Annotated in this window: 12 protein-coding genes; 4 read left to right on the plus strand and 8 right to left on the minus strand. The window is 67.6% G+C overall.

All coding sequences use genetic code 11. The features are described 5' to 3' along the window. Positions 1–58: 58 nt before the first annotated feature. On the plus strand, positions 59–2,026 hold the full coding sequence (gene pknB, locus KZC51_RS13745) for a Stk1 family PASTA domain-containing Ser/Thr kinase (RefSeq protein ID WP_247630505.1): 1,968 nt from the start codon (positions 59–61) through the stop codon (positions 2,024–2,026). Positions 2,027–2,117: 91 nt separating this feature from the next. Here the strand turns inward: pknB and KZC51_RS13750 are convergent, their stop codons facing one another. Continuing rightward, positions 2,118–3,458, minus strand: coding sequence for a class II 3-deoxy-7-phosphoheptulonate synthase (locus tag KZC51_RS13750; RefSeq protein WP_247630506.1), 1,341 nt, complete (start codon positions 3,456–3,458; stop codon positions 2,118–2,120). Between the two features lie 37 nt (positions 3,459–3,495). Beyond that, positions 3,496–4,194, minus strand: a complete 699-nt coding sequence (locus KZC51_RS13755; RefSeq protein ID WP_247630507.1) for a lysophospholipid acyltransferase family protein — start codon at positions 4,192–4,194, stop codon at positions 3,496–3,498. A 150-nt stretch (positions 4,195–4,344) separates the two neighbouring features. Between KZC51_RS13755 and KZC51_RS13760 the strand changes: the two genes are divergently transcribed. After that, positions 4,345–6,177, plus strand: coding sequence for an AMP-dependent synthetase/ligase (locus KZC51_RS13760; RefSeq protein WP_247630508.1), 1,833 nt, complete (start codon positions 4,345–4,347; stop codon positions 6,175–6,177). Positions 6,178–6,259: 82 nt separating this feature from the next. Here the strand turns inward: KZC51_RS13760 and def are convergent, their stop codons facing one another. From def to KZC51_RS13775, 3 genes are all read right to left on the minus strand, one after another. Beyond that, positions 6,260–6,751, minus strand: a complete 492-nt coding sequence (gene def / locus KZC51_RS13765; RefSeq protein ID WP_247630509.1) for a peptide deformylase — start codon at positions 6,749–6,751, stop codon at positions 6,260–6,262. Then, positions 6,751–8,706: a MinD/ParA family ATP-binding protein gene (locus KZC51_RS13770; protein WP_247630510.1), complete on the minus strand. Its 1,956-nt coding sequence runs from the start codon at positions 8,704–8,706 to the stop codon at positions 6,751–6,753. Before KZC51_RS13770 ends, def begins: the two co-directional genes overlap by 1 nt. A 67-nt stretch (positions 8,707–8,773) precedes the next feature. Continuing rightward, positions 8,774–12,181, minus strand: a complete 3,408-nt coding sequence (locus KZC51_RS13775; RefSeq protein WP_247630511.1) for a pyruvate carboxylase — start codon at positions 12,179–12,181, stop codon at positions 8,774–8,776. Positions 12,182–12,274: 93 nt separating this feature from the next. Here KZC51_RS13775 and KZC51_RS13780 point away from each other — a divergent pair, with 93 nt between their 5' ends. Beyond that, positions 12,275–13,087, plus strand: coding sequence for a ParA family protein (locus KZC51_RS13780; protein WP_141871624.1), 813 nt, complete (start codon positions 12,275–12,277; stop codon positions 13,085–13,087). Positions 13,088–13,158: 71 nt separating this feature from the next. Here the strand turns inward: KZC51_RS13780 and KZC51_RS13785 are convergent, their stop codons facing one another. From KZC51_RS13785 to KZC51_RS13795, 3 genes are all read right to left on the minus strand, one after another. Further along, positions 13,159–13,704 carry a MerR family transcriptional regulator gene (locus KZC51_RS13785; RefSeq protein WP_281731757.1) on the minus strand — a complete coding sequence of 182 codons (546 nt, stop codon included), beginning with the start codon at positions 13,702–13,704 and terminating at the stop codon, positions 13,159–13,161. A gap of 99 nt (positions 13,705–13,803) precedes the next feature. Next, a complete protein-coding gene (gene ftsR, locus KZC51_RS13790; protein WP_247630512.1) occupies positions 13,804–14,490 on the minus strand; it encodes a transcriptional regulator FtsR in 687 nt (228 codons plus the stop codon). Then, positions 14,490–14,975, minus strand: a complete 486-nt coding sequence (locus KZC51_RS13795) for an FHA domain-containing protein (RefSeq protein WP_247630513.1) — start codon at positions 14,973–14,975, stop codon at positions 14,490–14,492. Before KZC51_RS13795 ends, ftsR begins: the two co-directional genes overlap by 1 nt. A 100-nt stretch (positions 14,976–15,075) precedes the next feature. On the opposite strand from KZC51_RS13795, the gene KZC51_RS13800 reads away from it, so the two are divergent. Next, entirely contained in the window at positions 15,076–15,726 is a 651-nt protein-coding gene (locus KZC51_RS13800) for a copper resistance CopC family protein (protein WP_247630514.1), read from the plus strand. Positions 15,727–15,735 lie beyond the last annotated feature (9 nt).

Here is a 15,735-nt window from a genome sequence, read left to right on the forward strand (position 1 = left end):
GGGCCTCAGGGGTGAGCCGTTCCCCGGGCTTTCAGGCAGTTCTCCATAGAATTCTGACGTGACGTCCAATCAGCAGGCCGACCCCCTCATCGGGAGGCTTGTCGACGGTCGCTACCGGGTACGCGCCCGAATCGCCCGTGGCGGCATGGCCACGGTGTACGTCGCGACGGACCTCAGACTGGAACGCCGCATCGCTCTCAAGGTGATGCATGCGCACCTCAGCGACGACTCTGCCTTCCAGAGCCGCTTCATCCAGGAGGCCCGCTCCGCCGCTCGGCTGGCGGATCCGCACGTGGTAAACGTCTTCGATCAGGGTCAGGACGGCGAACTGGCCTACCTGGTGATGGAGTACCTGCCGGGCATCACCCTGCGCGAGCTCCTCCGCGAGCAGAAGCGCCTCACGATCGCCCAGACCATCACGATCATGGATGCCGTGCTGGCGGGGCTGTCAGCCGCGCATCGCGCCGGCATCGTCCACCGCGACGTCAAGCCCGAGAACGTGCTGCTCGCCGAGGACGGCCGCATCAAGATCGGTGACTTCGGACTGGCGCGGGCGACCACCGCCAACACCGCCACCGGACAGCAGCTCCTCGGCACGATCGCGTACCTGGCACCGGAACTGGTGACGAGGGGAACAGCCGATGCCCGCAGCGACATCTACGCGCTCGGCATCATGCTCTACGAGATGCTGGTCGGCGAGCAGCCGTACAAGGGCGAGCAGCCCATGCAGATCGCGTTCCAGCACGCGACCGAATCCGTCCCGCGCCCCAGTGTGCGCAACCCCGCCGTGCCGGAGCAGCTCGACGAGCTCGTGCTCTGGGCGACGGAGAAGTCCCCGGACGAGCGACCGGACGACGCGCAGCAGATGCTGGAGCGCCTCCGTGAGATCGAGCGCTCTCTCGGCGTCACACCCGTCGCTGCTGCCCCCCGCACGCAGCCGATGCACACTCAGGCGGACTCGGGCGACCTCACGAAGGTGATGCCGGGAACCACGGTCATCGCCGATCCCGCGGCGCCGGCACCGCAGACGATCGACAATGCAACCATCCTGCGCCGGCGCGCCTCGAAGCGACGCGCCCGCGGAGCTTTCCTGCTCACTCTCGTGCTGCTGCTGGCCGTGCTGGCAGGTGGCGTCGGCTGGTGGTTCGGTTCCGGTCCTGGATCGCTGATCGCCGTACCGGATGTCAAGGGACTCAGCTTCGAGGCCGCATCGGCTCAGCTCTCGGAAGAGGGGTTCACCCCGGTGAAGGCCGAGGAGAACTCGATCGACGTGGATGCGGGGGTGACGATCCGCAGTGACCCTGACACGGGCGAACGCCTGGACAAGGGCAGCGAGGTGACCGTCTACGTCTCGCTCGGGCCGGCGTCGCACACCGCCGACGCGCTGAACGGCAAGACCGAGAGCGATGCCAGGGAGTATCTCAGCGGACTCAACGTGAACGTGACGGATGATCCGCTCATGCTGTTCTCCAAGGCGGATGCCGGTGTGGTCATCAACGCCTACGTCACCCCGCGGGCGGGCGGCGACGCCTACGCGTGCGGTGATGGATGCGAGCTCCTCGAGGACGACACGGTGGAACTCTATGTCTCCGCCGGCGCCTTCCCCGACGTATCGGGCATGAGCGTGGATCAGGCGAAGCGCACACTGACCGACAAGAAGCTTGAGGTAACGGACGACCCGCAATACGCCGCCAGCGAAGATGTCGAGAAGGACCGTGTGATCGGCGTGGCTGATCGTGCGGAGCAGGGGAACTGGCGTCCGGGCGACCGAGTGCAACTCATCATCTCAACTGGTCCCCCGCTCTTCGCTGTTCCTGACGTCAGCGGGATGAGCCGGGATGAAGCGACGAGCGCACTGCAGTCGGCAGACGGCGGCTTCAATTACACGTACACGAGCGACACCGGCCTGCCGGATTCCGTGTGGGACCTCCTTGCGAACGAGAACACAAGGGTCGAGGCATACAGCCCGAAGGACGCTCAACGCAAGGGCGCCACGATTACGCTGAAGATGACCTTCGCCGGTTAGATCCGCCCTCGCACGCTGCCCTGCGTCGCTTAACGAGAGAGCCGCCCTCCCCGATCGGGGAGGGCGGCTTCGTCGTTGCGCGCGCGATGCGTCAGCGCTTCTCGAGCTCCTCTGCCACGAGGAAGGCGAGCTCGAGCGACTGCATGTGGTTCAGGCGCGGGTCGCACAGGCTCTCGTAGCGGGTTCCGAGTGCGGCCTCGTCGATCTGCTCGGACCCGCCCAGGCACTCCGTGACGTCGTCGCCGGTCAGCTCGACATGGATGCCGCCGGGGAACGTGCCCACTGCGCGGTGCGCCTCGAAGAAGCCGCGGACCTCGTCGACGACATCGTCGAAACGACGGGTCTTGTATCCGGTCGGCGTGGTGATGCCGTTGCCGTGCATCGGGTCGGTGACCCACAGCGGCTGTGCGCCCGATTCACGGACGGCCTCCAGCAGCGGCGGGAGCGCGTCGCGGATCTTGCCGGCCCCCATGCGCGTGATGAAGGTCAGGCGACCGGGCTCACGGTTCGGGTCGAGCTTGTCGATCAGCGCGAGCGCCGTGTCGGGCGACGTGGTCGGCCCGAGCTTGACGCCGATGGGGTTGCGGATCTTCGAGAAGTAGTCGACGTGCGCGCCGTCGAGGTCGCGCGTGCGCTCACCGATCCAGAGGAAGTGCGCCGAGGTGTTGTACGGCGTATCCGTGCGGGAGTCGATGCGGGTCATCGGCCGCTCGTAGTCCATGAGCAGACCCTCATGACCGGTGAAGAACTCGACGCGCTTCAGCTCGTCGAAGTCCGCACCGGCGGCCTCCATGAACTTGATCGCACGGTCGATCTCGGCCGCCATGCGCTCGTAGCGCTGGTTCGCCGGGTTCTGCGCGAAGCCCTTGTTCCACGAGTGCACCTCGCGGAGGTCGGCGAAGCCACCCTGCGTGAACGCACGGATGAGGTTCAGGGTGGATGCCGCGGTGTGGTACCCCTGCAGCAGCCGGCCGGGGTCGGCCTGGCGCGAGCCCTCCGTGAAGTCGTATCCGTTGACGATGTCACCGCGGTAGGCGGGCAACGTCACATCGCCTCGAGTCTCGGTGTCGCTCGAGCGCGGCTTGGCGAACTGTCCGGCCATCCGGCCCATCTTGACGATCGGCATCGACGCGCCATAGGTCAGGACGACGGCCATCTGTAGAACGGTCTTGATGCGGTTGCGGATCTGCTCCGCGGTCGCACCGGCGAAGGTCTCGGCGCAGTCGCCGCCCTGCAGCAGGAATGCCCTGCCGGATGCCGCACGAGCGAGACGATCCCGGAGGTTGTCGACCTCGCCGGCGAAGACCAGAGGCGGAAGCCCGGCGATCTGCGTGGAGACCTCTGCCACGCGGGCGGCGTCGTGCCACTGCGGCTGCTGTTTGATGGGAAGCGAGCGCCACGCGTCCAGGGCGTCGATGTCGTGCGGGAGCATCTTCCCAGCCTAGTGGGCGCACCGCACCGCGGACGCCTCAGGACCGCTGCGTGACGCGCGACGGAAGGCGGTCCTTCACGGTCGACGCGTAGACGTCCTCGTAGTGCTGTTGCCCGAGCCGCTGGAGGGCGACCATGATCTCGTCTGTGACGGAGCGGAGGATGTAGCGGTCGTTCTCCATGCCGGCGTAACGGGAGAAGTCGAGGGGTTCGCCGATCACGATCCCGACGCGCACGACGCGGGGCAGACGCTGTCCGATCGGCATCGCGGTGTCGGTGTCGACCATCACGACGGGGATGACCGGGACCTTCGCCTCCAGCGCCATTCGAGCGATGCCGGTGCGACCGCGGTAGAGCTTGCCGTCGGGGCTGCGCGTGCCTTCGGGATAGATGCCGAGCAGATCGCCGCCCCCGAGCACCTGCAGCCCGGTGTTCAACGACGCCTCCGAGGCCTTGCCCCCGGAGCGGTCGATCGGCAACTGCCCCGTCGCCTTCATGAAGAACTTCGTCGCCCAGCCCTTGGGGCCTCGCCCGGTGAAGTAGTCGCTCTTCGCGAGGAACGACATCCGACGGTCGATCACCAGCGGGAGGAAGATCGAGTCGGCGAACGAGAGGTGGTTGCTGGCCAGGATGGCCGCTCCATTCGCGGGCACGTTGTTGCGGCCCACGATCCAGGGGCGGAAGATCCCTTTGACCACGGGGCCGATCACCACGTACTTCATCAGCCAGTAGAACATCGAGGTGAAGTCTAGCGCCGTGCCGGGCATCCGCCGGGGCGTCTCGCCACCGAAGACCCGTGTCGCGACTGGGTTTCACCCTCTCTGCGACCCCGTCTCATGCCCTAGACTCGAACGCAACCCGTCCCGACAGGTACCGAAGGAGCTGCCGTGGTCCAGTTCGAAGTCCCCGCGATCGTCCCCGCCGACCCCCAAGCGAACGTCGCCGATCTTCTGGTCGAGCGCGTGAAGGCCACCCCTGATCGGGCTCTGTTCTCCGTGCCCGACGGCGCAGGCTGGCGCGACATCTCCGCCGCCGACTTCCAGACGGCCGTCGTCGCCGTGGCGAAGGGATTCGTCGCCGCCGGCATTCAGCCCGGCGAGAAGGTCGGCTTCCTGGCGCGAACCACCTACGAGTGGACCCTGATCGACTTCGCCCTCTTCTACGCCGGCGCGGTGATGGTCCCCATCTACGAGACCAGCTCTCCCTCGCAGATCCAGTGGATCATGGAGGACTCCGGGGCGATCGCCCTCATCGTCGAGTCCCCCGAGCACTTCGCCCGTGTCGATGAAGTGCGCAGCGAACTGCCACTGATCCGCGAGATCTGGCAGCTGCACCTGGGCGCGATCGACGCCCTCACCGCGCAGGGAGCATCGGTCGACGATGCGGAGATCGAGCGACGCCGCAGTCTGGCCGTCGGCTCCGACATCGCGACGCTCATCTACACGTCCGGCTCGACCGGCCGCCCCAAGGGCTGTGTGCTGACGCACAGCAACTTCGTCGAGCTCTCCCGCAACTCGGCGAAGGCGTTGAACGAGGTCGTGCAGACGCCCGGCGCGTCCACCCTGCTTTTCATCACGACCGCGCACGTGTTCGCACGGTTCATCTCTATCCTCGACATCCACGCCGGAGTCCGCACGGGTCACCAGCCCGACACCCGTCAGCTGCTGCCCGCACTCGGATCGTTTAAGCCGACCTTTCTCCTCGCTGTCCCTCGCGTGTTCGAGAAGGTCTACAACTCGGCTGAGCAGAAGGCGGAGGCCGGAGGCAAGGGCAAGATCTTCCGCGCCGCGGCCGACGTCGCGATCGAGCACTCCAAGCTCGTCGAGGCCGGTTCGAAGATCCCGTTCGGGATGAAGCTCAAGTTCGCGCTGTTCGACAAGCTGGTCTACAGCAAGCTGCGCGAGGCCATGGGCGGCAACGTCGCATACGCGGTCTCCGGGTCCGCCCCGCTCGGCTCGCGCCTCGGCCACTTCTTCCACAGCCTCGGCGTGGTCATCCTCGAGGGCTACGGCCTGACCGAGACGACCGCTCCCGCGACCGTGAACCTGGCGGACAAGTCGAAGATCGGCACGGTCGGCCCCGCCCTCCCCGGCGTCGGAGTGCGCCTGGCGGATGACGGCGAGATCGAGGTCCGCGGCATCAACGTGTTCAAGGAGTACTGGAACAACGAAGAGGCGACCGCCGAGGCGTTCAGCGAGGGCGGCTGGTTCCGCACCGGCGACATCGGCAGCTTCGACTCCGAGGGGTTCCTCACCATCACCGGTCGCAAGAAGGAGATCATCGTGACCGCGGGCGGCAAGAACGTGGCCCCGGCCGCGCTCGAGGACCCCATCCGTGCGAACCCGATCATCGGGCAGGTCGTCGTGGTCGGAGATCAGAAGCCGTTCATCTCGGCGCTGGTCACCCTCGACCCGGAGATGCTGCCGACCTGGCTGGCCAACAACGGCCTCCCGTCAGATCTTTCGCTCGCAGACGCCTCGAAGAACGCGGCCGTCCGCGCTGAGGTGCAGAGCGCGGTGGACGCCGCCAACGCACGTGTCTCCCGCGCCGAGTCGATCCGCAAGTTCACGATCCTCGACTCCGAGTGGACCGAGGCCTCAGGTCACCTCACCCCGAAGCTCTCGATCAAGCGCAACGTGATCATGAAGGACTTCGCCGACGAGATCTCCGCACTCTACGACGAGCCGGTCGCCACGACCAACGTCGCCATCGGCGGCTGAGCGTCCCGGGCGACTCCTTCACGAACGAACGGCCCCCCGCGCAGGTGCGCAGGGGGCCGTTCGTGTCAGCCCGAGACGTCGTTCAGAACCAGGCGCTCTCGCGCACCTCGCGCATCGCGGTGCGTCGTGTCTCGGCGTCGAGCCGTGAGAGGTAGAGCTTGCCGTCGAGATGATCGGTCTCGTGCTGAAGCGCCTGAGCCAGCAGCCCCTCCCCCTCGAGCACGACCGGCTGTCCGTCGAGATCGACGCCCTCGACGCGTGCCCACGGGTACCGCAGGGCGTCATGCCAGAGCCCGGGCACCGAGAGGCAGCCCTCACCGGTCGGCACCGGATCGCCTCGCACCTCGGTCAGCACGGGATTGAGCACATAGCCGATATCGCCGTCGATGTTGTAGCTGAAGGCCCGCAGCGCCACACCGATCTGGGGGGCGGCAACACCGGCGCGACCGGGAAGCGCGACGGTGTCGATGAGGTCGGCGACCAGAGCGCGCACCCCGTCGTCGATCTCGTCGATCGGAGCGCAGACGGTGCGCAGCACGGGGTCACCGAAGATGCGGATCTCGCGAACCGTCATCAGGAGACCTGTCCCCGAAGACCCTCGACCAGCAGCGCCGCGAGCTCACGCGCCGCGGCCCTCGTCTCCGGCTGCAGGTTCGCGAAGACGATCGCGCCGCCTCCTGCGATCTGGGTGTCGTACGGCATTCGGACCACGCGTTTGGCCCGCGTCGCGAAATGCGACTCCAGCTCATCGAGGCGCACCAGTGGAGCACCGGGTGTCGATTGGTTGAGCACGACGATCGCATCGCGCGCCTGCTCCGCGTATCCGTTGGTCTCCAGCCAGGTGAGAGTCTCGGAGGCGAGTCTGGCCTCGTCGACGCTGAGCCCGGACACGATCACGATCTGATCGGCCAGGTCGAGCGTCGCGGCCATCACCGAGTGCACGATCCCGGTCCCGGTGTCGGTGAGCACCAGGGAGTAGTAGTGCGCCGCCACACCGGCGACGTCGCGATAGTCGTCATCGCTGAACGCCTCCGCGATGCGGGGATCCGCGTCCGAGGCCAGCACGTCGAGACGGGTCGCATCGCGCGCCACGATCGCCGAGATGTCGTGATAGCCCTTCACCTCGTCGTGGATGCGCACGAGATCTCGCACCGACTTGGAGTGGTGCGGGCGCACGACACGGTCGGCCAGCGTGCCGCGGTCGGGGTTGGCGTCGACCGCGATCACACGGTCGTCTCGCGCATCCGCGAGTGCCATACCGAGGAGCGCGGTGATCGTCGTCTTACCGACGCCTCCCTTGCGCGAGAGCACGGGGACGAATCTCGCACCGCCCACCAGGGGCGCGGCGATCCGTGCCGTCAGTGCTTTGCGTTCTCGGGCCCGCTTGCCATCGCCGATGTTGATCCGGCGACCGGACACCGTGTAGAGGAAGTGGCTCCACGCCCCCTCCGGCTCCGGCTTGGCGACGCGATGCGGATCGAGCAGCCGGTCAGCCGTGAGCAGGTCGGCGGTCTCCCGCCCCGCCTCGCTCAGGTCGTCCAGACGCTTCGAGGTCAGCGTCACTTCCGCACGCGCTGCGGCGCGCGTGGGCTGGGTGGCGACGGCCTTCTCTTCAGAGGTGGACACGGCGGTGCTCTCCTTCTCGATCGACGCGGAAGCGGCCGACGCCTTCGCGGCCATCGCATCGGCATCTGCTCTGGCCAGGAATCGCGCAGCGATCGCGACCTCATCGACCGTCTCCTCCTCGACCGCGGCGCTCTCCTCGTCTACGACGACGACCGCATCCGTGATGGTCTCGGCGGACGCGGCGACGATCGATACGGACACGGGCGACTCCTCGAGCACGGCGTCGACGACGATATCCTCCGCAGAAGGAGCCGGCACTGCAGCTTCCGCCGAGACACGGGCTGCAGCTCCGGTCATCGCAGCGTCCTTCGCCGCTGGAATCGTCGTCTCGGGGGCCTTGGCCTCAGGGCCCTTGCCCTCGGGGACATCGACGTCAGGCATCGGAGCGTTCGGAGCCGCCGCACCGGACGACTCCCGCTCGGGCACGTCCTGCTCCCGCACCGTGGCGTCGGGCATGGAGGTCGTGGCCACGAGCTTCTCCGCCGTCGCCGCCGTCTTCTTCTTCGACTTCTTCGCGGTCGCCTTGGCTGCCGACTTCAGGAGGCCGCTGGCGGGCGTCTCCGACACCAGCGGATGCGGCTCCGGCTTCGCCGCTGACGCGGCTGATGCCGAGAGCGGAGCGACGACCTCCGCATCGAGCGGCGAGATCGGAGTCGTCGGCACCGCCGCATCGGGCATCTTCACGCCCTCGATGGACACCTCGTCGACGATGAGATCGGCCACGACTTCTCCGTCGAGCACCCCATCGTCATCGAGGTCGTCGTCGTCATCCTGCGGGAGGACGACATTCACCTGCGCGGTCCCACCGAGGATGCCGATGACGGCCGTGTCAACGGACGCGGCGTCATCGAGCACCCCCAGCGAGTTCTCCTCGAGAGGATCTGAGCTGTTCTTCGGGGTCACGGTGTCACTCCAAGCCTGTGCGGGGCCTCGGGCGCGCACCTGGTGCGCGGCCCTCGCCCGCACAAGATTAGTGCGCGGGACGGATCACGACCAAAAGATCTCCCGCATCCACCTGCTGCGTCTCGCTGATCGCATGACGTTCGACGACGCCGTCGATGGGCGATGTGATGGCCGCTTCCATCTTCATCGCCTCGATCGAGGCGACCGGTTCGCCGGCCCTGACGTGGGCGCCGACATCGGCCTTGAGCGTCACGACTCCGGAGAACGGAGCGGCCACCTGACCGGGCACCGAGGTGTCGGCCTTCTCGACCTCGTGCGCGTCCACCGCGATGGAACGGTCGCGGACGAACACCGGGCGCAGCTGACCGTTCAGCGTCGTCATGACGGTGCGCATGCCCCGATCATCCGCGTCGCCGATGGCTTCGAGCCCGACGTAGAGCTGCACGCCCCTATCGATCTCGATCAGGTGCTCCTGTCCCTGCACCAGACCGTAGAGGTAGTCGCTCGTATCGAGCACCGAGAGGTCGCCGAACAGCTCGCGCATCTGCGTGAACTCCTGGGTCGGCGCCGGGAACAGCAGCGTGTTCAGCCGCGCACGCCGCGTGACGCTGTCGCCGGCGAGAGCCGCCTCATCGTCCGCCGTGAGGGCCGTCACGCCGGGACGCACCGAGCGACCGGCCAGCACCTTCGTGCGGAAGGGCTCGGGCCATCCACCGGGCAGGTCGCCCAGCTCTCCGGCCATGAAACCCACGACCGAGTCGGGCACGTCGTACTTCTCGGGGTTCGCCTCGAAGTCAGCGGGGTCCGCCTTGACGGCGGCGAGGTGCAGGGCGAGGTCGCCGACCACCTTCGAAGACGGCGTCACCTTCGGCACCCGTCCGAGGATGCGGTCGGCCGCGGCGTACATGTCCTCAATGAGCTCGAAGTCGTCGGCGAGTCCGAGTGCCTTCGCCTGCTGGCGCAGGTTCGACAGCTGACCGCCGGGGATCTCATGGTGGTAGACGCGGCCCGTGGGGCCCGGCAGCCCGGACTCGAACGGCGCGTACTGGTGACGAACTGCCTCCCAGTAGGGCTCGAGATCGGAGACTCCCCCGAGATCGATGCCGCTGTCGCGGTCGGTGTGCGCGAGCGCCGCGACGAGTGCCGAGAGCGACGGCTGGCTGGTCGTTCCCGACAGCGGGGCGGAGGCCGCGTCCACGGCGTCGACTCCCACGGCGCTGGCGGCGAGCAGGGTGGCGAGCTGACCGCCCGGCGTGTCGTGCGTGTGCAGGTGCACCGGCAGATCGAAGCGCTCGCGCAGTGCGGCGACGAGCGTGGCGGCGGCAGCAGGACGCAGGAGACCCGCCATGTCCTTGATCGCGATGATGTGCGCTCCGGCATCGACGATCTGCTGGGCGAGCTCGAGGTAGTAATCGAGCGTGTAGAGGTCCTCGGCCGGGTTGAGCAGATCACCCGTGTAGCACAGGGCCACCTCGGCGACAGCGGTGCCGGTACGACGCACCGCATCGATCGCCGGTCGCATCTGCTCGACGTCGTTGAGCGCGTCGAAGATGCGGAAGATGTCGACACCACTTGCTGCGGCCTCTGCCACGAAGGCATCGGTCACCGCGGTCGGGTACGGGGTGTAGCCGACCGTGTTCCGCCCGCGCAACAGCATCTGGATCGCGACGTTCGGCAGGGCCGCCCGCAGCTTGTCGAGGCGCTCCCACGGGTCTTCGCCGAGGAACCGCAGCGCGACGTCGTACGTCGCACCGCCCCAGGCCTCGACCGAGAGCAGACCAGGCGTCAGCTGCGCGATGTACGGCGCCGCGGCGACGAGGTCCTTCGTGCGCACGCGTGTGGCCAGCAGGGATTGATGAGCGTCGCGGAAAGTCGTGTCGGTGATCGCGAGCGCGGTCTGCTCTCGCAGGCTCCGCGCGAAGCCCTCAGGGCCGAGCTCCAGCAGTCGCTGACGCGAGCCGGCGACGGGCTGCGCGGTCAGGTCGATGCTCGGGAGCTTGGTCCGCGGGTCCACGACACCGGGGTGCGCACCGTGCGGCTTGTTGACGGTGACGTCCACGAGCCAGTTCAGCATCTTGGTTCCGCGGTCCTTCGACACCCGGCCGCGCAGAAGCTCAGGGCGCTCGTCGATGAACGAGGTGCTGACGTCTCCCGCGATGAAGGCCTCGTCCTCGAGCAGTGCCTGCAGGAAGGGGATGTTGGTGGAGACGCCGCGGATGCGGAACTCGGCCAGCGCACGACGCGCACGCGCGACGGCTGCCGGGAAGTCGCGCCCGCGACAGGTGAGCTTGGCGAGCATCGAGTCGAAGTGGGGGCTGATCTGTGCGCCCTGGTGCACGGTTCCGCCGTCGAGGCGGATGCCGGCGCCACCAGGCGAACGGTAGGTCGTGATCTTCCCCGTGTCCGGACGGAAGCCCTGGGTCGGGTCTTCCGTGGTGATACGGCACTGGAGCGCCGCGCCGCGCAGGTGCACGTTCTCCTGCTGCAGACCCAGCTGCGCGAGCGACTGCCCCGCCGCGATCCGCATCTGGCTCTGGACGAGGTCGACGTCGGTCACCTCCTCGGTCACCGTGTGCTCGACCTGGATGCGCGGGTTCATCTCGATGAACACCACCTCGCCGGCGCGCTCCCCCGCCGTCTCCAGCAGGAACTCGACAGTGCCGGCGTTCTCGTAGCCGATCGACCGCGCGAACGCGACCGCGTAGCCGTGCAGAGCGGTGCGGACGCTGTCATCCAGGTTCGGGGCCGGGGCGATCTCGACGACCTTCTGGTGACGGCGCTGCACCGAGCAGTCGCGCTCGAAGAGGTGGACCGTCTCGCCGGTCTTGTCGGCGAGGATCTGCACCTCGATGTGGCGAGGCCGCACGACCGCCTGCTCCAGGAACATGCGCGCGTCACCGAACGCGCTGGCAGCCTCGCGCATCGCCTCGGCAAGCGCCGGCGCGAGCTCGTCGGCCGTGGCCACGCGCCGCATGCCGCGACCGCCACCACCGGCGACGGCCTTCGCGAAGAGCGGGAATCCGATCTCCTCCGCCTGCGACACGAGCAGCTCGACGTCATCCGATGCCTCGGTGGAGCGCAGCACCGGCACACCGGCCTCGATCGCGTGCCGCTTGGCCTCGACCTTGTTGCCCGCCATCTCGAGCACCGAAGCGGGGGGTCCGATGAAGACGATGCCGTTCGCCGCCGCCTTCTCCGCCAGCTCCGGGTTCTCGGAGAGGAACCCGTAACCGGGGTAGATCGCGTCAGCACCGGACTCGCGCGCGACACGGATGATCTCGTCGACGCTCAGGTAGGCGCGAACAGGGTGACCCCGCTCGCCGATCTCGTAGGCTTCATCGGCCTTCAACCGATGAACGGAACCACGGTCCTCATGCGGGAAGACGGCGACGGTTCTCGCCCCGACTTCTACTGCCGCACGGAAGGCACGAATCGCGATCTCGCCACGGTTTGCCACAAGGATCTTCTTGAACATGCACACCTCTGAAAGCTCGATGGGCGCCGTTTTCGACGCACATGGGGCGGGGCTGAGTGTTCCCCCAGCCTAGGGGAAGGTAACGTGGAGTCCGTGCACGTACTCAGCGTCAGCTCTCTCAAGGGAGGCGTCGGCAAGACGACCGTGACCCTCGGCCTGGCCTCAGCGGCCTTCGCCCGAGGCGTCCGTACTCTCGTCGTCGACCTCGACCCTCAGTCCGATGTGTCCACCGGGATGGATATCCAGGTGGCAGGTCGGCTCAACATCGCCGATGTCCTGGCGAACCCGAAGGAGAAGGTCGTCCGACAGGCGATCACCTCCAGCGGGTGGGCCAAGGTGCATCCCGGCACCATCGACGTGCTCATCGGCAGCCCCTCGGCGATCAACTTCGACGGTCCGCACCCCAGCGTGCGCGACGTGTGGAAGCTCGAGGAAGCGCTCGCCGCCGTCGAAGCCGACTATGACCTCGTGCTGATCGACTGCGCGCCGTCGCTGAACGCCCTGACGCGCACGGCATGGGCAGCCAGCGACCGTGTCATGGTCGTCACCGAACCCGGACTCTTCTCCGTCGCCGCCGCCGACCGAGCCCTGCGCGCGATCGAGGAGATCCGTCGCGGTCTCTCGCCTCGTCTTCAGCCGCTCGGCATCGTGGTAAATCGCGTACGCCCGCAGTCCATCGAGCATCAGTTCCGCATCAAGGAACTCCGCGACATGTTCGGCCCGCTCGTCCTCTCGCCCCAACTGCCGGAGCGCACCTCGCTGCAGCAGGCGCAGGGCGCAGCGAAGCCGCTTCACATCTGGCCCGGCGATTCCGCCCAGGAGCTCGCTGCGGACTTCGATCAGCTCCTCGACCGCATCATCCGCACCGGACGCATCGCCGTCGCAGACAACGGCACCCAGAACTGATCAGTACACGCGCACACAGCGAAACGGCCATCCTCGTCGAGGATGGCCGTTCTGCGTGATGCAGACGTTCGTCAGGCGGAGCGCTGGGAGCGACGGGCACTGAGTTCGTCGACCGGGTCGGGCGCGGTCGCATCGAACTGCACGAGCGTGGACTCGACCTCGCGCAGGACCTTGCCCACCGCGATGCCGAACACTCCCTGACCACGGCTGACCAGGTCGATGACCTCGTCGTTCGAGGTGCAGAGGTAGACAGAGGCGCCGTCGCTCATCAGAGTCGTCCCGGCGAGATCGCGGATGCCGGCGCGGCGGAGCTCCTCCACCGCAGTGCGGATCTGCTGCAGTGAGATTCCGGTGTCCAGCAGACTCTTGACGAGCTTGAGCACCAGGATGTCGCGGAAGCCGTAAAGACGCTGCGACCCGGAGCCGTTGGCCCCGCGAACCGTGGGTTCGACGAGTTCGGTGCGGGCCCAGTAGTCGAGCTGACGGTAGGTGATGCCGGCGGCGCGTGCGGCGACAGCGCCGCGGTAGCCGACCTCATCGTCCATGGCCGGAAGACCGTCCGTGAAGAGGAGTTCGGGCACGAAGCGCGGGTCTCCTGCGAGCTCATCCGCATTCATCTGAAATCCTCCCTGGAACGGTTATCTCCACGGTAGAGCAGTGCCCAGGCAGCAGCAATGACATCCGCGCGAGACCGAAGGTGTGTCGCAATCAGTTCGTTACGAAAGGACCCGCGACAACGCATCCTTGACGAAGAGCGAGCGCACCTCGTCGATCTTCGTGGCCAGTTCAGGAGCCAGTTCGCTCGCCTTGGCGCGCGACGCGGCATCCGTGCGACGGAGCAGTGCCGACATCGCGGATTCGATGAGTGCGACCTCGCGTTCGGCGCCCTGGCGCAGCGAACGGAGGTGCCGCGGTTCGATGCCGTGACGGTCGAGCGCCACGAGGCCGCGCAGCAGCGTGACGACCGACTCCGAATAGCTCTCCTGCGCCGTGATGACACCCGTGCTGATCGCGTCGTTGAGCAGCTGAGGCCCTGCCCCGGCCGCGGCGAGGAGCTCGTCGCGACGGTAGCGACGCGGCGCGGGCGCGATGGACGGAGGCGGCGTGAGAGCAGCGCCCTCACCCCGCGCCTCGGCCTCGTCGAGCTGCTCGCGGATGACGCTCAGCGGCAGGTAGTGGTCGCGTTGCAACGTGAGGCCGAGACGGAGCCGCTCGATGTCGGCCGAGGAGAACTTGCGGTAACCCGACTCGGTCCGGGAAGGCGTCACGATTCCCTGGACCTCGAGGAAGCGCAACTTGCTGGAGGTCAGTTCGGGGAACTCCGGTGTGAGTCTGGCCAGCACCTGGCCGATACTCAACAGGCCCGCGGACGCAGAGCGTTCGCGGGCGGGAGAGGCCGCCATCAGTTGTTCGCCGTGGGGCGATCGACGGGTGAGGCGAAGAAGTTCAGGCGGAACTTGCCGACCCGGACCTCGGATCCGTCGACCAACGGGCTGCGGTCGACACGCTCACCGTTCACATAGGTGCCGTTGAGGGAGCGCTGATCGATGATCTCGAAGGTCGTCCCGGTGCGGGTGACCTCGGCGTGACGACGGGACACGGTCACGTCGTCGAAGAAGATGTCGGCCTCGGGGTGGCGTCCGACAGTGGTCACGTCGGTATCCAGGAGATACCGGGCTCCGGCGAGGGCGCCGGAGCGGACCAGCAGGAGCGCTGATCCTGAGGGCAGAGCGGCGATCGCGGCCTGCTCCACATCGGTGAGTTCCACACCGAACGGCACGAAGGACAGGTCCGAATCGTGTCCGAACGTCTGCGTCACGTCGTGTCGTTGTTCGCCGGAACGGTGAATGGCCGAGTCACCTGCCGGTCGGCTGTCGCTGTCTGTCACTGTGCCCTCCTCGTCATCCAGACTAACGGATTCCGGAGCGGTCCTGGGAGGCCGCCTTCACACTCAGGCATCCCATACCGGAGATTCATAGGCTGTGAGGGTGCAGACCACAGCCCGCCGCTTCCCCGCCGTCCCCGTCGCGCTGGCCGCGACCCTCCTCGCCGCGTTCCTGGTGCTCTTCTCACCGCTCGCCGCGTCCGCCCACGATGCCCTGGTGTCGTCATCGCCGGCGGCCGACAGCACCGTGGAGACGCTCCCCGACGAGCTGACGCTCACCTTCAGCGCCAAGCTGATCACCGGCGAAGGCGCGACCGAGGTCGTCGTGACGGACGCGGAAGGCAACTCGGTCACCGACGGCGAGCCGACCGTGGACGGGGCGATCGTCACACAGCCGCTGAAGGCCGAGGCCGCTGCCGGCGAGTACCACGTCATCTGGAAGGTCGTCTCGAGCGACGGCCACCCCACGTCGGAGGAGTTCTTCTTCACCGTCACCGCGAGCTCCCTCCCCGCGCCAGACGCCACCCCCACGACGGCACCGGCGACGGCTGCCCCCTCGCCGGAGTCCACCAGCACACCGGAAGCGACGACGACGCCGGCGCCGGATGCCGACGCCCCGTCCAGCGCTTCTGCGTGGATCTGGGCCCTGTCGATCGGCGGCATCGCCGCGATCGCGGCACTGCTCGTCTGGTGGACCGTGCGCGCCAGGAAGAACGCCTCCGCGACCGATTCCGACCCCTCCACGGGACGATAGGCTTGACGC

The sequence above is a fragment of the Microbacterium croceum genome (assembly GCF_023091245.1).
Taxonomy (GTDB): Bacteria; Actinomycetota; Actinomycetes; order Actinomycetales; family Microbacteriaceae; genus Microbacterium; species Microbacterium croceum.

What these genes read in the sequence shown, in the direction of transcription:
- KZC51_RS13750 (WP_247630506.1), bottom strand. Translation starts at nt 3,458, where the DNA reads ATGCTCCCGCACGACATCGACGCCCTGGACGCGTGGCGCTCGCTTCCC.
- KZC51_RS13755 (WP_247630507.1), bottom strand. Translation starts at nt 4,194, where the DNA reads ATGTTCTACTGGCTGATGAAGTACGTGGTGATCGGCCCCGTGGTCAAA.
- def (WP_247630509.1), bottom strand. Translation starts at nt 6,751, where the DNA reads ATGACGGTTCGCGAGATCCGCATCTTCGGTGACCCCGTGCTGCGCACC.
- KZC51_RS13775 (WP_247630511.1), bottom strand. Translation starts at nt 12,181, where the DNA reads ATGTTCAAGAAGATCCTTGTGGCAAACCGTGGCGAGATCGCGATTCGT.
- KZC51_RS13785 (WP_281731757.1), bottom strand. Translation starts at nt 13,704, where the DNA reads ATGAATGCGGATGAGCTCGCAGGAGACCCGCGCTTCGTGCCCGAACTC.
- ftsR (WP_247630512.1), bottom strand. Translation starts at nt 14,490, where the DNA reads ATGGCGGCCTCTCCCGCCCGCGAACGCTCTGCGTCCGCGGGCCTGTTG.